This window comes from Terrisporobacter vanillatitrophus (assembly GCF_051148895.1).
Taxonomy (GTDB): domain Bacteria; phylum Bacillota; class Clostridia; order Peptostreptococcales; family Peptostreptococcaceae; genus Terrisporobacter; species Terrisporobacter vanillatitrophus.
Genome location: NZ_CP154625.1, coordinates 1919300 through 1933469 on the forward strand (window position 1 = coordinate 1919300; position 14170 = coordinate 1933469).

The 14170-nt window shown below is 25.9% G+C and carries 18 protein-coding genes and 1 riboswitch; of the genes, 15 read left to right on the forward strand and 3 right to left on the reverse strand.

Translation table 11 applies throughout. The annotated features are described in order from the left end of the window. The first annotated feature begins 78 nt into the window (after positions 1-78). The 6 genes from TVTCOM_RS09695 to TVTCOM_RS09720 all read left to right on the forward strand — a co-directional run bounded on the left by TVTCOM_RS09695 (position 79) and on the right by TVTCOM_RS09720 (position 4264). Positions 79-750: a response regulator transcription factor gene (locus TVTCOM_RS09695; protein ID WP_434799615.1), complete on the forward strand. Its 672-nt coding sequence runs from the start codon at positions 79-81 to the stop codon at positions 748-750. Continuing rightward, complete coding sequence (locus TVTCOM_RS09700) at positions 740-1969, forward strand: sensor histidine kinase (RefSeq protein ID WP_434799616.1); 1230 nt, start codon at positions 740-742, stop codon at positions 1967-1969. Before TVTCOM_RS09695 ends, TVTCOM_RS09700 begins: the two co-directional genes overlap by 11 nt. Before the next feature lie 122 nt (positions 1970-2091). Then, a complete protein-coding gene (gene trxA, locus TVTCOM_RS09705; protein WP_434799617.1) occupies positions 2092-2409 on the forward strand; it encodes a thioredoxin in 318 nt (105 codons plus the stop codon). Positions 2410-2433: 24 nt separating this feature from the next. Continuing rightward, entirely contained in the window at positions 2434-3324 is an 891-nt protein-coding gene (locus tag TVTCOM_RS09710; protein ID WP_434799618.1) for an NAD(P)/FAD-dependent oxidoreductase, read from the forward strand. 200 nt (positions 3325-3524) lie between these two features. After that, positions 3525-3896, forward strand: coding sequence for an ArsR/SmtB family transcription factor (locus TVTCOM_RS09715; protein ID WP_434799619.1), 372 nt, complete (start codon positions 3525-3527; stop codon positions 3894-3896). Then, complete coding sequence (locus TVTCOM_RS09720) at positions 3893-4264, forward strand: NifB/NifX family molybdenum-iron cluster-binding protein (RefSeq protein ID WP_434799620.1); 372 nt, start codon at positions 3893-3895, stop codon at positions 4262-4264. The genes TVTCOM_RS09715 and TVTCOM_RS09720 overlap by 4 nt, the downstream gene beginning before the upstream one ends. Before the next feature lie 51 nt (positions 4265-4315). Here TVTCOM_RS09720 and TVTCOM_RS09725 read toward each other — a convergent pair whose 3' ends face one another. Together TVTCOM_RS09725 and TVTCOM_RS09730 are read right to left on the reverse strand one after the other, a co-directional pair. Next, complete coding sequence (locus tag TVTCOM_RS09725) at positions 4316-4780, reverse strand: hypothetical protein (protein ID WP_434799621.1); 465 nt, start codon at positions 4778-4780, stop codon at positions 4316-4318. Positions 4781-4796: 16 nt separating this feature from the next. After that, positions 4797-6056, reverse strand: coding sequence for an SLC13 family permease (locus TVTCOM_RS09730; protein WP_434799622.1), 1260 nt, complete (start codon positions 6054-6056; stop codon positions 4797-4799). Between the two features lie 257 nt (positions 6057-6313). Here TVTCOM_RS09730 and recQ point away from each other — a divergent pair, with 257 nt between their 5' ends. The 3 genes from recQ to TVTCOM_RS09745 all read left to right on the forward strand — a co-directional run bounded on the left by recQ (position 6314) and on the right by TVTCOM_RS09745 (position 9962). After that, on the forward strand, positions 6314-8791 hold the full coding sequence (gene recQ / locus TVTCOM_RS09735) for a DNA helicase RecQ (RefSeq protein ID WP_434799623.1): 2478 nt from the start codon (positions 6314-6316) through the stop codon (positions 8789-8791). Positions 8792-8839: 48 nt separating this feature from the next. After that, the gene (locus TVTCOM_RS09740) at positions 8840-9088 is read left to right on the forward strand and encodes a hypothetical protein (RefSeq protein WP_434799624.1); all 249 of its coding nucleotides are present in this window, start codon (positions 8840-8842) and stop codon (positions 9086-9088) included. Positions 9089-9239: 151 nt separating this feature from the next. Further along, positions 9240-9962 carry an EcsC family protein gene (locus tag TVTCOM_RS09745; RefSeq protein WP_434799625.1) on the forward strand — a complete coding sequence of 241 codons (723 nt, stop codon included), beginning with the start codon at positions 9240-9242 and terminating at the stop codon, positions 9960-9962. Between the two features lie 89 nt (positions 9963-10051). Here TVTCOM_RS09745 and TVTCOM_RS09750 read toward each other — a convergent pair whose 3' ends face one another. Next, positions 10052-10279 carry a hypothetical protein gene (locus tag TVTCOM_RS09750; protein WP_434799626.1) on the reverse strand — a complete coding sequence of 76 codons (228 nt, stop codon included), beginning with the start codon at positions 10277-10279 and terminating at the stop codon, positions 10052-10054. Between the two features lie 192 nt (positions 10280-10471). Here TVTCOM_RS09750 and cbiQ point away from each other — a divergent pair, with 192 nt between their 5' ends. The 6 genes from cbiQ to TVTCOM_RS09780 all read left to right on the forward strand — a co-directional run bounded on the left by cbiQ (position 10472) and on the right by TVTCOM_RS09780 (position 14022). Next, positions 10472-11284, forward strand: coding sequence for a cobalt ECF transporter T component CbiQ (cbiQ, locus tag TVTCOM_RS09755; protein ID WP_434799627.1), 813 nt, complete (start codon positions 10472-10474; stop codon positions 11282-11284). After that, positions 11284-12039, forward strand: a complete 756-nt coding sequence (locus TVTCOM_RS09760) for an energy-coupling factor ABC transporter ATP-binding protein (protein WP_434799628.1) — start codon at positions 11284-11286, stop codon at positions 12037-12039. Before cbiQ ends, TVTCOM_RS09760 begins: the two co-directional genes overlap by 1 nt. Before the next feature lie 118 nt (positions 12040-12157). Then, positions 12158-12766 (forward strand): NUDIX hydrolase, encoded by a 609-nt coding sequence (locus TVTCOM_RS09765; protein ID WP_434799629.1) that lies wholly within the window; start codon positions 12158-12160, stop codon positions 12764-12766. A 61-nt stretch (positions 12767-12827) separates the two neighbouring features. Beyond that, a complete protein-coding gene (locus tag TVTCOM_RS09770) occupies positions 12828-13343 on the forward strand; it encodes a flavodoxin family protein (RefSeq protein WP_434799630.1) in 516 nt (171 codons plus the stop codon). An 83-nt stretch (positions 13344-13426) separates the two neighbouring features. Further along, complete coding sequence (locus TVTCOM_RS09775; RefSeq protein ID WP_434799631.1) at positions 13427-13615, forward strand: ferredoxin; 189 nt, start codon at positions 13427-13429, stop codon at positions 13613-13615. Positions 13616-13716: 101 nt separating this feature from the next. Beyond that, entirely contained in the window at positions 13717-14022 is a 306-nt protein-coding gene (locus tag TVTCOM_RS09780) for a GIY-YIG nuclease family protein (protein ID WP_434799632.1), read from the forward strand. A 37-nt stretch (positions 14023-14059) separates the two neighbouring features. After that, a riboswitch (TPP riboswitch) is annotated at positions 14060-14154 on the forward strand. Positions 14155-14170: the final 16 nt, after the last annotated feature.

A 14170-nucleotide genomic window follows, 5' to 3' on the forward strand; every position in this document is an offset into this window, starting at 1 on the left:
TAGGAATATTTCAAATCTTATTTGGGGTATTCCTTTTGTTTATATAGAAGAAATTATAAGTAATAGTAGGAGAAAAAAATGAAAATATTAGTAGTGGAAGATAATAAAAAGTTATTACAAACTATTGTAAAGGAGCTCAAAAAACATTTTGAAGTTGAAAGTTGCGAAGATGGAGAAGAAGCACTTTATATGATAAAACAAGGAATATATGATTTAGTAGTATTAGATTTAATGTTACCAAGTTTAGGTGGAATAGAAATTTTGAAAAATATAAGAAATAATCATATAGATACACCGATACTTATTTTAACAGCTAAAGAAAGCCTTGATGAAAAAGTGGAAGCATTTTCTATTGGAGCTAATGATTATCTGACAAAGCCATTTTATATGGAAGAATTAGTTGCAAGAATATATGCAATGCTTAGAACAACAGGAAAATTACAAACAAAAAATACATTGGATTTTTATGATTTGCATCTTGATTTGAGTAAAAGAAGAGTGTTTTATAAAAATGAAGAAATAGAATTACAAAATAAACAGTTTAACTTACTAGAGTATTTCTTGTTAAATAAAGGTACCATATTATTAAAGGAACAAATATATGATAGAATATGGGGAATGGAATCAGACGCAACTATAGAGATTGTGGAAGTATATATAAGTAATTTGAGAAAAATATTAAGTAAATTTGGATATGATAAATGCATAAAAACTAAGCGTAAGGTTGGGTATATGTTTGATGATAAATAAAAAAGTTTTTAATGATACTAAGGAGAAGTTAATTAAAATAAATATTTTAGTAGTATCTAGCTTTCTAATTATTTTTTCTCTTTTTACATTTTTTTATTTTCAAAGCATAACTTATAATAGTATTGATGATAAGTTAAAAGAAGAATATGAATATATTAGTATGCAAGTAAACAGGAGCTCATATTTAAATCCAATAGTTTTAAATGATCCTAGGGATTTAGTTTATATCTATAAAAATAATAGGCTTATTTACTATACAAAAAGTGACTATTTTAATGAATATGTACCTTCAGAGGAAAGTAATCAAACAAATGCATGTTTTACTTATAAAAAAGGAAATTATACATTTAGAGAATTATCAATAACAATAAATAATATGAAAATTAGAATAATAAGAAATATTGATTCTGAGCTTTCATCACTAAAACAATTACTTTTTGTTATAGGAATTGGAATAGTATTTTCTATTATTATTACATATTTTGTTGCTCTATATTTGACACGAAAGGCATTGTTACCAATAGAAAATGCTTGGCATACACAAGCTAAATTTATTCAAGATGCCTCTCATGAGCTAAGAACTCCAATTACCATAGTATCGTCCAAATTACAAAGTCTTTTAACTGTTCCTAATAATACTATAAGTGATGAAGTGGAAACTATAGCAGATGCTATGAATGAAACTAGAAGACTAAAAAAGATGATTAAAGATTTATTATCTCTTTCAAAAGAAGATTCTATAACAAAATTGAAAGTTGAAGAAGTAAATATGGTAGACCTTGTTGAAGAAATATATAGAGATTATGTTGATATAGCAAATATTCAAAATAAAGTTTTAAAATACGAAAATAATCTTAAAAATCAATTGATTTTAAGTGATAAAAATAAGCTTAAACAATTATTATTAATATTTATAGATAATGCATTTAAATACACGGATAAAAATGACGAGATAAGCTTTAAACTAGACGAAAAAGATAATCAAATAACTTGTACAATCTTAGATACAGGTATTGGAATCAAGGAAAGTGATTTAAAATATATATTTGATAGATTTTTTAGAAGTGATAATGTGAGAAATCAAGATATGGATGGATCAGGAATTGGTTTATCTATTGCAAAAATGCTAAGTGTAAATCTTAAGTGTAAAATAAAACCTTATTCTGTTATAAACGAAGGATCTAAATTTGAAATAACAATACCTAGGGAAATTTCTTAAATAAAGTTTTTGACATTACAAAATGAGTATAAATAAAATATAATATACATATCTATTCATATAATATTAACCTTTATTGAAAAAAATTAATATTATATAGTGATACATTAGGAGGAGAAATTATGCCAAGTATATTAAATAATTCTCAATTTTATAATAGAGTTAGAAAGTCAGAGAAATTAGTAGTAATGGATTTTTTTGCAACATGGTGTGGACCTTGTAAAATGCTAACACCAATATTTGAATCTTTAAGTAATGAAATGTCTGATAAAGTTTACTTTGCAAAAGTTGATATTGATAGAAGTGTTGAAATAGCTGAAGAATATAAAATAGTTTCTATCCCAACAATGATAATATTTAAAAATGGAAAAGAAGTTCAAAGAATAGTGGGGTTTGTTCCAAAGGAACAAATAAAATCTAAAATAAAGGCTCATTTATAAGAGCTGTGAATTGTGGTGATAATAATGAGATATGATATAGCAATCGTAGGAAGTGGTCCAGCGGGCCTTTCAGCGGCAATAAATGCAAAGATTAGAAATAAAAATATAATAGTATTTGGAAATGAAAACTTAAGTAACAAACTAGAAAAAGCTCCAGAAATAAACAACTATTTAGGATTTTATGAGATTAGTGGAGAAGATTTGAAAAATAAATTTAAAGACCATATAGATAGTATGGGAATTGAAGTTTCTAATAATAGAATTACAAATATTTATGCCATGGGTGATTACTTTGCTTTAATGAGTGGCGAAAATATGTTTGAAGCTACTACAGTTATATTGGCAACAGGCGTTCAATATGGGAAACCAATTAAAGGTGAAGAGGAATACTTAGGTAGAGGTGTAGGCTATTGTGCTACTTGTGATGCTCCTTTATATAGAGAAAAAACTGTAGCTATTATAGGGTACAATAAAGAATCCGAAGAAGAAGCAAATTTCTTAAATGAAATAGCATCTAAAACATACTTTATTCCAATGTATAAAAACGAAGGTCTTATGAGAGGAAATGATTTAGATACAGGTATAGAAGTTATAAATGAAAGACCAGTTGAAATAAAAGGAGAAATGTTAGTAAATCAGGTATCCTTTAAAAATAGCACTATAGATGTAGATGGTGTTTTTGTAATAAAAGATAGTGCATCACCAAAAACTTTAGTTCCAGGACTTGAAGTTGATGAATCACATGTCAAAGTTGATATAAATATGAATACTAATATTGCTGGATGTTTTGCATGTGGAGATATAGCTGGTAAACCTTATTCTTATATTAAATCAGCAGGGCAAGGTCAAATAGCAGCAATTAATGCAGTTTCATATTTAGATCAATTAAAAGTAAAAGAAAAGAATATTAAATAAAATTTTCAGAGTTAATATTAATGACTTTTAATTCAAAATTCATTATATGTTAGCTCTTTTTTATTGCAATTACAAATATTAATTTAATATGATGATTTTATGTAAAGATTTATAATATAAAAATAAAAAAATACTTGATAAAATTAATTAAGTGTACTATTATTTAGTTAAGTAAGCACTTAAATAAAAAAGAGGTATCCATGGAAACTTTAGTAAAGGTATTTAAAGCATTAAGTGATGAAACTAGATTGAAAATTTTAATGATTATATCTAGTAAGATTATGTGCCAAAAAGGCATATCTAAGCATTTACAGATTTCAGACTCAGCAGTTTCTCAGCATATTAAAATATTAAAAGAAGCAAATATTTTAACAGGATATAAAGAAGGATATTATGTTTTTTATAAAATTAATGAAGAAGTTTTTAATGAATGTATATCTTTTATGAAATTTATAAATGATGATGATCAAAATTTTATACATATGACAAATATTGAAGCTAGCAAAAACTGTTGTGGAAATACTTGTAAAGGCAAGTCAAAATGTTGTAGAAAAAGGGAGGATTTAAGATGAAAATTTGTATACCAGTAGTAGAAAATAAAGGAATGGAAAGTACACCATATAATCACTTTGGATCAGCTCCAAAATTTTTAGTTGTTAATTTAGATGGAGAAGAAATTGAAGTAATAGATAATGGTGATTTAAATCATGAGCACGGAAAATGTCAACCAATGAAGGCTTTAGCTAACAAAGCTGTAGATGTTGTTATAGTAAGAGGCATAGGAGCTGGAGCAATATCTAAATTAAATAGTATGGGAACTAAAGTATTTAGAGGTGTTGAAGGAAACGTAAAAGAAAACATTGAACTACTAAAAGAAAATAAATTAATGGAGTTTACTGCTAATAATGGTTGTAACCACCATGATTGTGGACATCACTAGAAAATAAAAAACATCTTGAAGCTAATATTAGCTTCAAGATGTTTTAATTTTCTATTCTATATTGTTAATATCTTTTTTACATTCCTCAATTTTATCTGAAAATGCATTTAAAGTTTCTTCAAGTTGACTAATGTTAACGTCAGAAATACCGTAGTTTAAAAATAAATTTTCCACATCTGTTGTTAAAGAAGTTATTGCATTATTTAAGTTTAAAAAATTATTGAAATTATCAAGTTTTTTAGCTTTTTTAAATTTGCTTAAATCCTTTTGAATAAATGAAACTATTTCAATTTCCTTATGAAATATACCTTTGCCCAGTGGATAAGGCTCAATTCTTTGTAAAAAATATTGATTTTTATGATTTATATTATATGTATATGTAATATCTAAATCATCAATTTTAAATTTAATAAAATATAAATATCCTCTAACACGAGTTATTTTAGTAGCTCCGATTTGTCTAAGTAGTATTTCAATAGAATCACCTTTTGTGCTATAAGTATCTATGATTTTCATTATATCACCATCCTAGTTAATATTTTAATAATAAATATATGGTTGAAATAAAAACTGTCAGTAACATGACTGGGAAGCCAAGTTTAAAGTATTTGTTAAAAGAAATATCATATCCATGCTTTTCACCAATATTTGCTAAAACCACATTGGCTGAAGCGCCTATTAATGTTCCGTTTCCACCTAGACAAGCACCTAAAGACGTTGCCCACCAAAGTGGCATAACATTCATTCCTTGAGATTCCATAGTAAGTATTAATGGAATTAAAGTGGCTACAAATGGTATATTATCAAGGAAAGAAGATATTATAGCTGAAATCCATAATATAAGACACATTGTATATGTAGTATTTCCTTTTGTTAAATTTATTAAAAACTTTGCAAGGTTATCGATAATACCTGACTCAGAAAGTCCACCTACAACTATAAATAAGCCTATAAAAAATAATATTGTACTCCACTCAACGCTACTTAGTATTTCGTTTGTATCTTGTTTGCCTATTATAAGCATAATACATGCTCCGGATAAAGCAATCATAGAAGATTCTATATTTAAGCTACTATGAAAAATAAACCCAAGCAAAATTAAGAATAAAACACAGATACTTTTATAAAGTAGAGGTCTGTCTTGTATAGCTTTTTCCTCATCTAAAGAAGTAACACATGCCTCGTTAGCCATATTAGAAATGTCTTTTTTATATATTACCTTAAAACATATAATTATAGCTACTAAAATAACTACAACGGCAGGCCCCACATTAATAATAAAATCAGAAAAACTTAAATTTGCAGCACTACCAATCATAATATTTGGAGGGTCTCCTATTAAGGTAGATGTACCTCCAACATTAGAAGCAATTATTTCTGTCATAAGAAATGGAATAGGATTAACATTAAGTATCTGACATATTACAATGGTCATAGGGCCTATTAATAATACAGTTGTTACGTTATCAAGCAATGCAGATAATACAGCTGTAATAATAATAAAATAAACCATTATTTTCCAAGGATTTCCTTTAGACTTCTTTGCTGCATAAATAGCAATATATTCAAATAAACCAGAATTTTTAACTATTGATACTACAATCATCATACCCATAAGTACCCCAATAGTATTAAAGTCTATATGTGAAATAGCTTTCTCTAAAGTTAAAACATTGGTTATTATCATAAGGACAGCGCCACTAATAGCAGCTACAGTTCTATCTATTTTCTCTGTTACAATAAATAGTATTACTGCAGCGAAGATTAAAATTGATATAATTTGAATACTCATAAAATCACCTCCATAGTCATTTAATAATTGTTAATATTAGTCATATTATTAATATTAGCACAAATTTACAAAAAGTTAATAATAAAACTGATTTTATATTGTTAATATATTAATTAAAGAGAAAATGAAAGAGTACTATAAGAAGACGTTCAATTTATATAAAGATCTTTTAAAATTTTAAATAATAAACTTGTATTAAGGAAATGAATTGGGATATAATTATTAACAAACACAAGTTCGTATGTAGGAGATGAAATATGTATAAAAAACCTATAGAAATATTGGAAAAGTATTTTGGATATAAAGAATTTAGAAAAGGCCAAGAGGAAATAATTAATTCCATACTAAATAAAAAAGATGTGGTAGCTATAATGCCAACAGGTGGTGGGAAGTCATTATGTTACCAAATTCCAGCTCTTATGTTAGATGGTATTACCATAGTTATATCACCACTAATATCTTTAATGAAAGATCAAGTAGACACTTTAAATTCAATGAATATTAAATCCTCATATATAAATAGTTCTTTATCAGATAATGAAATAAAAAATATACTAAATGGTGTATATAATAAGGAATATAAGATTATATATGTGGCTCCAGAAAGATTAGATAATTATGAGTTTATAAACACTATTAAAAGAATGAATATAAGTCAAATTGCAATAGATGAGGCTCACTGTATTTCACAATGGGGTCATGATTTTAGAAAAAGTTATACTAAAATATCACATTTTATTTATACTTTAGAAAAAAGGCCCATAATTACTTCTTTTACTGCAACTGCATCCACTAAAGTAAAAGAAGATATAATAAAGAATTTAAAGTTGCAAGATTACAATGAGTATATTACAGGATTTAATAGAGATAATTTGGAGATAGACATAGTTAAAAACTGCAATAAAAAAGAATATATATTAAACTATATTGAAAAGAATAAAGACAATAGTGGAATAGTGTATGCTGCTACTAGAAAATCTGTAGAAGCAATATATGAGAGCCTAAAGAAGAGAAATTATTCTGTTGTAAAGTACCATGGTGGACTAAATAATGAAGAGAGACAGCACTATCAAGAGTTATTTGTAAAGGATGATAAAAATATAATGATAGCAACAAATGCTTTTGGAATGGGTATAGATAAGAGTAATATTAGATGGATTCTTCACTATAATATGCCACAAAGTATAGAAAACTATTATCAAGAAATAGGTAGAGCTGGAAGAGATGGAGAAAAAAGTAGATGTACCTTATTATTTTCACCACAAGATATTCAGACACAAAAACTACTTATTGATTCTGGTATATCCAATATGGAAAGAAAACAAAGTCAATATAATAAATTACAACAGATAATAGATTTAGTTTATAGCAATGATTGTTATAGGAAAAATATATTAAATTACTTTGGAGAAGAATTTAAAAATAAATGTGACAATTGTAGTAATTGCTTAAATAGAGGAGTTATGGTTGATAAAAGTGAGGATGCCATGAAGGTAATCTCCTGTATTGTCAGAATGAAAAGAAGCTATGGAATAAATATGATTGTGGATGTGCTAAAAGGATCTAAAAATAAGAAAGTAATTAATTTAGGTTTTAATAGTTTATCTACATATGGTATTATGAAAAACTATAAAAGTGAAGAACTAAAAATATTTATTAATACTTTAATATCTCATGGTTACTTAGATATGGTAGAAAGTGTTTCAAATAATACTTCTTTTGCAATTATAAGAATTAACAACATGTCAAAAGAAGTAATCAAGGGAAATAAAAAAGTAATGTTATATGAAATTTCTTCACAAGAAGATGAAAAAGAAGTTAACTATTTATATGATAAACTGAAAGAGATAAGATTTATTGTAGCTAAGAAAAATAATATTGCACCATATATGGTATTTTCTGATTCCACTCTTATGGAGATGAGTAAGAAGTATCCTACAAATAAAGAAGAAATGCTAGATATATCTGGCGTAGGAGAAGTTAAATTTGATAAATATGGTGAAATGTTTATTGAAGAAATAATAAAATATACAAATGAAAATAATATAAAAATAAGTGGCAAAAATGAAGAAAACAATAATTTAAAACAATACGATGAATTTTTATATGTAAATAGTAATAAAGAGCTTTATGACAGACTTAAAGAGCTTCGTGCATTTTATGCAAAAAAAGAAAATATTATTTTCTATAAAATATTATCTAAAAATACACTAAAAGAGATTAGCGGAAGATATCCTGTAAGTGAAAAAGAATTATTAGATATTAGTGGTATAGGTACAGTAAAATTCAAAAAATATGGTGAAGACATTATTAAAGTAGTAAAGGAATATTTAGAAGAAAAAAATATGAATCCTGCTTGGCAAGAAAAAAAGAAGCTTAATATAGTTATAGACGGAGATAATCGTAAAAATAACGAAATAGCTTTAGATTTACTTAATCAAGGAAAAGACTTGAATGATGTAAGTTTAGAAGTTGAAGTATCTCCGGCGACTTTACTAACTTATGTTAATGACTATATTATAGAAGGTAATACTTTAAATTTTGATTTGAAATTAAGTGAACACTATAATGAAAGTGAAAAGAATAAAATCTTAAAAGCTATAGATGAGTGTAAAAGTCAAAACTTAAACTTAATCAAAAAAATACTTCCATCCAACATTAAATACGAAAGTATTATGTCAGTAATAATTGAAAATAATTTGAATTTGTCAAATAAAAAGAAGGAATTATGTTAAGTATTATAGAATAAGTTATCTAATTATACTTATTGGTGGAGGCTTAATATGGATAGATGGAAAAGGCTCAATGTATTTGTAAGTTTAGGAGGTTTAGCACTTTTTATAATAAGTTTATTGTTTGTTAAATATAATCCTTTAATACTTTGCTTGGCAGCGTTTGGATTAGGTATTGCATGGAAGGGTTTTAAAAATATTTATAAAAATGTGGATCCACCTAGTATGGAAAAAGTATCAAATCCTTATGATAAAAATATAGCAAAAAAAAATAAGAAAAAAAAGAAAAGAAAAAGATAATTATTCATAAAGCCATAGTATATTACTACTATGGCTTTATATTTTAAATATGATTAAGTTAAATATAAAAAAATATATATGTATTTCTTGGGAAATATATATTATATAAATAAGCATAAAACTATTATGTATTTTAAATAAGGAGGTTTATATGGATGATTATATAATTGATGCAAAAGTCCAACACAAACTATGGAAAAGAGAAATGGAAAAAAAGGTATCATTAATAAATAAGATAGCATCGAATACACAAAAAAAGTTTAATAGTATGTTGCCTCGAAAATATCATGAAATATTAACTAATTCAGTTAAAACCATGGTAAAAACAGTACTATTTGGATATAAATATATTACTAAAGAACCATTTAAGAATCTTTCCATAGAAGAAAGAGAAAAAATTGCTAAAAATAAAATAAATTTCTATAAAAAGACTGCTATGGCGGAAGGGTTTGCAACAGGAGCTGGTGGATTTATATTAGGAATGACTGACTTTCCATTACTTCTTAGTATAAAAGTAAAACTATTATATGATATTGCTACAGTTTATGGATTTGATGTGAGAGATTATAAAGAAAGATTATATATACTTAATATTATTCAGTTGGCTTTTTCTTCTCAAAGTCATAGTAAAAGTGTTTTTAATAAAATGGAAAACTGGGATGAGTATTCAGATCATTTACCAGGTAATATTGATGATTTTGACTGGGAATCATTTCAACAAGAATATAGAGACTATTTAGATTTAGCAAAGTTACTTCAATTAATGCCAGGAATAGGTGCAGCAGTTGGCTTTTATGTTAATGGAAAGTTACTTGATAAATTAGGAGATGTAGCAATAAATTCATATCGTATGAGATTAGAAGAATTTAAATAATATAATAGAAAAGTATATAAACTTAAGTAAAAATCGCCAAACATATTGTAATTAAATAATGTTTGACGATTTAATTATATAACTATAATTTAAATTTCCTTAAGTGAAATAATTGAGTTATTAGGTAAATAATAAGTATTTTCCTTGTCATAATTGCTTCTGTGATGATCTGAACCTGAATTTGATAATGTTGGTGCTATAGTAATTGAATTTTCGTCAGAATCTATTATTTCTCCAACTATAGGAACAGAACTTAAGTAAGTATTTACTTCAACAGGCTTTTGTAAAAAAATATTATATGAATTATTATTATCCATTATTTTCACTCCTTTTAAGTAATAAAATGTAGATATAGTAATATTATTAAATTTTTCTGATAATATATTCACTGGGACAGAAAAAATGAATAAAAGACACTATTTGAAATAAATAAATTGGTAGTAACTGTTAAAAAATGAAGTAATTATAGTATAATTAAATTAAAATATTTACAAATAGGGGATGTTTATATGCAAATTAATTTTATACAATCAATTTATAATTTGAAAAGTGTAGATGATATATCAAATAAGAGAAGCATAATCCATAAATTGAATCCAGTTGTAAAGATACTAGCTACTTTAATATATATCATAACAGTAATCTCCTTTCATAAGTATGACATAATTGGATTATTGCCTTTACTTTTATTTATAATTGTTACAGTATACTTAGGTGATATACCATTTAGGAGTATATGGAAAATATCATTAGTTGGTTTACCTCTTTTATTAGGTATAGGAATATTTAATCTTATATTTGAAAGAACTGTCATAAGTCGAATAGGAATGATACCAATAACTTTAGGAATGATATCCTTTATAAGTTTAATGCTTAAAGGCCTACTAACAATATCTAGTGGTATTTTGCTAATATCATCTACTGGTATTGAAGGGTTATCAAGAGGTCTTCGATTTTTAAAGGTTCCTAAAATATTTACTAATCAAATAGTTTTTACTTATAGATATATTTTTGTGCTTATAGAAAGTGTTGGAGAAGTTTATAATGCTTATATGTTAAGAGCACCAAATGAAAAAGGAGTAAATTTAAAATTTTGTGGTTCTCTTCTAGGTCAGATTTTACTTAGAAGTTTTGAAAGAGCAGAAGTTGTTTATAATGCAATGATACTTAGAGGGTTTTCAGGAGAGTACATATCTTTGGAAAATGAAAGCTTTAAAAAAAATGATTTTATTTACATTACTTTTTGGATTATATTTTTTATTGTTGTTAAGTATGTAAATATACCATTATTTTTAGGTGCATTAGTAATGGGGGGAATATAATGAATGATACTAGTTTGGTAATTGATAATTTATGCTTTATTTATCCAGATAAATTTCAAGCTTTAAGTAACGTTAATATTAGTCTAAAAAAAGGAGATTCTTTAGGTATAGTAGGCTCTAATGGAGCAGGGAAATCAACATTATTATTACAACTTTGTGGAATTTTGATGCCATCACAAGGTAGCATAACCATAGAAGGTATTCCTATGAAAAAAGAAAATTTAGCTAAAATAAGAAGAACATTAGGCTTTGTTTTTCAAAATCCAGAAAATCAATTATTCACAACAAGCATATATGAAGATGTGGCATTTGGTCCTAAAAATTATGGATTAAATAAAGAAGAGGTAGAAAGTAAAACAATAAGTGCATTAAATAAAGTAGGTATAGAGCATTTGAAAAATAGACCTCCTTATAGACTTTCCGGTGGACAACAAAATTTAGCTGCCATTGCAACAGCAATAGCTATGGAGCCATCAATATTAATAATGGATGAACCTACAGCAGCCCTAGACCCAAAAGCAAGAAGAAGATTAATAAATTTATTAAATAACTTTGAATATACTAAAATAATTGCAAGTCATGACTTAGATATGATTTTAGATACGTGCAATAAAACAATAGTATTAAAAGAAGGAACCATTGTGGAAAGTGGGTATACAAAAGACATTTTGTTAAATAAAGAACTTATGGAAAAAAGTAATTTAGAGTTACCATTATCTGTACAAAATATTGGTGATTTAAATAAGTTAAAATAGGAGAAAAATAAATAACTTATTAAATGATAATATTAAAAGAGTTGAAGAATACTATTTAAATAAAAAGGTAAAAGAAAGTAAAGAAATGAATTTTTAGTTTATTTAATAGGAGGTAAATATGAGTAAAATAAAAAATATTACATCATTGGTAGAAACAAAATTTATAAGTTTATATAATGTTAAATATTTAAATAAAAATAACAAAGAAAAAAATTGGACAGTTGCATCAAGAAAGAAAAAAGAGGTATTAGAAGGCATTTATCTTCAAAATGAAAAGGATAAAGTAGATGCAGTAATAATATGTGCATATCACAAAGAAAGTAAAAAGTTAGTTATAATAAAAGAGTTTAGAGTACCAATAAATAAACATATTTATGAATTACCAGCGGGACTTGTAGATGGTGATGATGAAAATTTTGAAAGTACTGTAATTAGAGAGTTAAAGGAAGAAACAGGCCTAGATGTGACAGAAATAAAGAAAGACCTTAGTTGTAATCAAGTATATTTATCACCAGGAATGACAGATGAATCTGCAGCCTTTGTTTATTGTATATGTGAAGGTGAGATAAGTAGTGAATTTTTAGAAGACGATGAAGATATTGAAGCTGTTTTAGTTTCAAAGGAAGAAGCAAAAGAAATAATAAAAAATAACAGTACTTCTTTGGACATTAGAGCATATTTGGCCTTACAGTCATTTTCGATTTTAGGAGAAAAAATGTTTATATAGTTTCTTAAAAAGTTCATAATCCCTCTGTATTTTTAATATATAAAAATATGGAGGGATTATTGTGCCTTATGATAAAAAAATAGCCATTGTGTATAAAACTAAATATGGATGTACTATGAAATATGCTGGATGGTTAGCTATAAAGCTAAATGCAGATTTGTATGAAATATCTGATGTTGGAAGATGGGATTTGTTAAAATATAAAACAATTATATTTGGTAGCCCCATATATAATTCTAAAATATATTTAGGAGATTATTTAGAAGAAAAATACCATATTATAAAAAATAAAAACATAGTTCTATTTTGTGTGAGTATGAATTTACAAAGTAAAGAAGATATAGTTGAATACAATTTTGAGGATGAAGAAATTAAAAAAAATATAAAGTTCTTTTTCTTACAAGGTTGTATTAATTTCAATGATTTAAGTAGAATAGATAAAGCAAAATTTAAAAAAAATATAAATAAAAATCAATCTTTTGAAATGGTAAATTTGGAAAAATGTGTGAGCATTAATAGAAGTAATAAACGTACTATAACACCAATAATTAGTTATGTTTTAGACAAAACCTACTAGAAATATATACAGTCTAATGTATTATTTTATTGTAAACTGATAATAATATATACGATATTGAAATTCATATTTGGAGGTAAGAAATGAAAGCATATGTAGATAAAGACTTATGTATAGGATGTGGTGTTTGTCCATCTGTATGTCCAGAAGTATTTGAAATGGGTGATGATAATTTATCTCATGTAATAGTTGATACTGTTCCATCGGATTCTGAAGATGATGCTAAGGACGCAGAAGAAAGTTGTCCAGTAGATGCAATCAAAGTAGAATAGTACTTATTTAAGAGTTATCAAATTTTTGATAGCTCTTTTTAATTTGAAAATTTTGTTCTCTATAGTTATAATTAAAAGTATAAAATTATTGGGGGAGATTCATGTGTTATACATATATAATTAGATGCAAAGATAATACATTATATACAGGTTATACTACAGATATAATAAGGCGTATGGAAGAACATATGCTAGGTATTAATTCAAAATACACAAGAGCTAAAGGCTTTGATAGATTAGAAGTATTTTTTGAAAGTCATAATAAAAGCCAAGCTATGAAATTAGAATATTATATTAAAAAATTAAGTAAATCTAAAAAAATATGGATAATAAATAATCCAGAAATGTTTATAGATGAAGTCAAAGATAAATTTCAAATAAGAACTGGGAAAATAAATAAAAGTTGACAATTTTTATAAATGAATTATAATGAAGTTAAAGTAAATAAATTGCTAGGGGCGCCGTTGGCTGAGAGGTTTTTACCGACCCTTGTACCTGATCTGGATAATACCAGCGTAGGAAAGCATCACAAATTTTATAACCACATAAGGGGTT

What these genes read in the sequence shown, in the direction of transcription:
- TVTCOM_RS09720 (WP_434799620.1), top strand. Translation starts at nt 3,893, where the DNA reads ATGAAAATTTGTATACCAGTAGTAGAAAATAAAGGAATGGAAAGTACA.
- TVTCOM_RS09765 (WP_434799629.1), top strand. Translation starts at nt 12,158, where the DNA reads ATGAGTAAAATAAAAAATATTACATCATTGGTAGAAACAAAATTTATA.
- TVTCOM_RS09740 (WP_434799624.1), top strand. Translation starts at nt 8,840, where the DNA reads ATGGATAGATGGAAAAGGCTCAATGTATTTGTAAGTTTAGGAGGTTTA.
- TVTCOM_RS09730 (WP_434799622.1), bottom strand. Translation starts at nt 6,056, where the DNA reads ATGAGTATTCAAATTATATCAATTTTAATCTTCGCTGCAGTAATACTA.
- recQ (WP_434799623.1), top strand. Translation starts at nt 6,314, where the DNA reads ATGTATAAAAAACCTATAGAAATATTGGAAAAGTATTTTGGATATAAA.
- TVTCOM_RS09760 (WP_434799628.1), top strand. Translation starts at nt 11,284, where the DNA reads ATGAATGATACTAGTTTGGTAATTGATAATTTATGCTTTATTTATCCA.
- TVTCOM_RS09710 (WP_434799618.1), top strand. Translation starts at nt 2,434, where the DNA reads ATGAGATATGATATAGCAATCGTAGGAAGTGGTCCAGCGGGCCTTTCA.
- TVTCOM_RS09700 (WP_434799616.1), top strand. Translation starts at nt 740, where the DNA reads ATGATAAATAAAAAAGTTTTTAATGATACTAAGGAGAAGTTAATTAAA.
- trxA (WP_434799617.1), top strand. Translation starts at nt 2,092, where the DNA reads ATGCCAAGTATATTAAATAATTCTCAATTTTATAATAGAGTTAGAAAG.
- TVTCOM_RS09780 (WP_434799632.1), top strand. Translation starts at nt 13,717, where the DNA reads ATGTGTTATACATATATAATTAGATGCAAAGATAATACATTATATACA.
- TVTCOM_RS09745 (WP_434799625.1), top strand. Translation starts at nt 9,240, where the DNA reads ATGGATGATTATATAATTGATGCAAAAGTCCAACACAAACTATGGAAA.
- TVTCOM_RS09725 (WP_434799621.1), bottom strand. Translation starts at nt 4,780, where the DNA reads ATGAAAATCATAGATACTTATAGCACAAAAGGTGATTCTATTGAAATA.
- TVTCOM_RS09715 (WP_434799619.1), top strand. Translation starts at nt 3,525, where the DNA reads ATGGAAACTTTAGTAAAGGTATTTAAAGCATTAAGTGATGAAACTAGA.
- TVTCOM_RS09695 (WP_434799615.1), top strand. Translation starts at nt 79, where the DNA reads ATGAAAATATTAGTAGTGGAAGATAATAAAAAGTTATTACAAACTATT.
- TVTCOM_RS09750 (WP_434799626.1), bottom strand. Translation starts at nt 10,279, where the DNA reads ATGGATAATAATAATTCATATAATATTTTTTTACAAAAGCCTGTTGAA.
- TVTCOM_RS09775 (WP_434799631.1), top strand. Translation starts at nt 13,427, where the DNA reads ATGAAAGCATATGTAGATAAAGACTTATGTATAGGATGTGGTGTTTGT.
- cbiQ (WP_434799627.1), top strand. Translation starts at nt 10,472, where the DNA reads ATGCAAATTAATTTTATACAATCAATTTATAATTTGAAAAGTGTAGAT.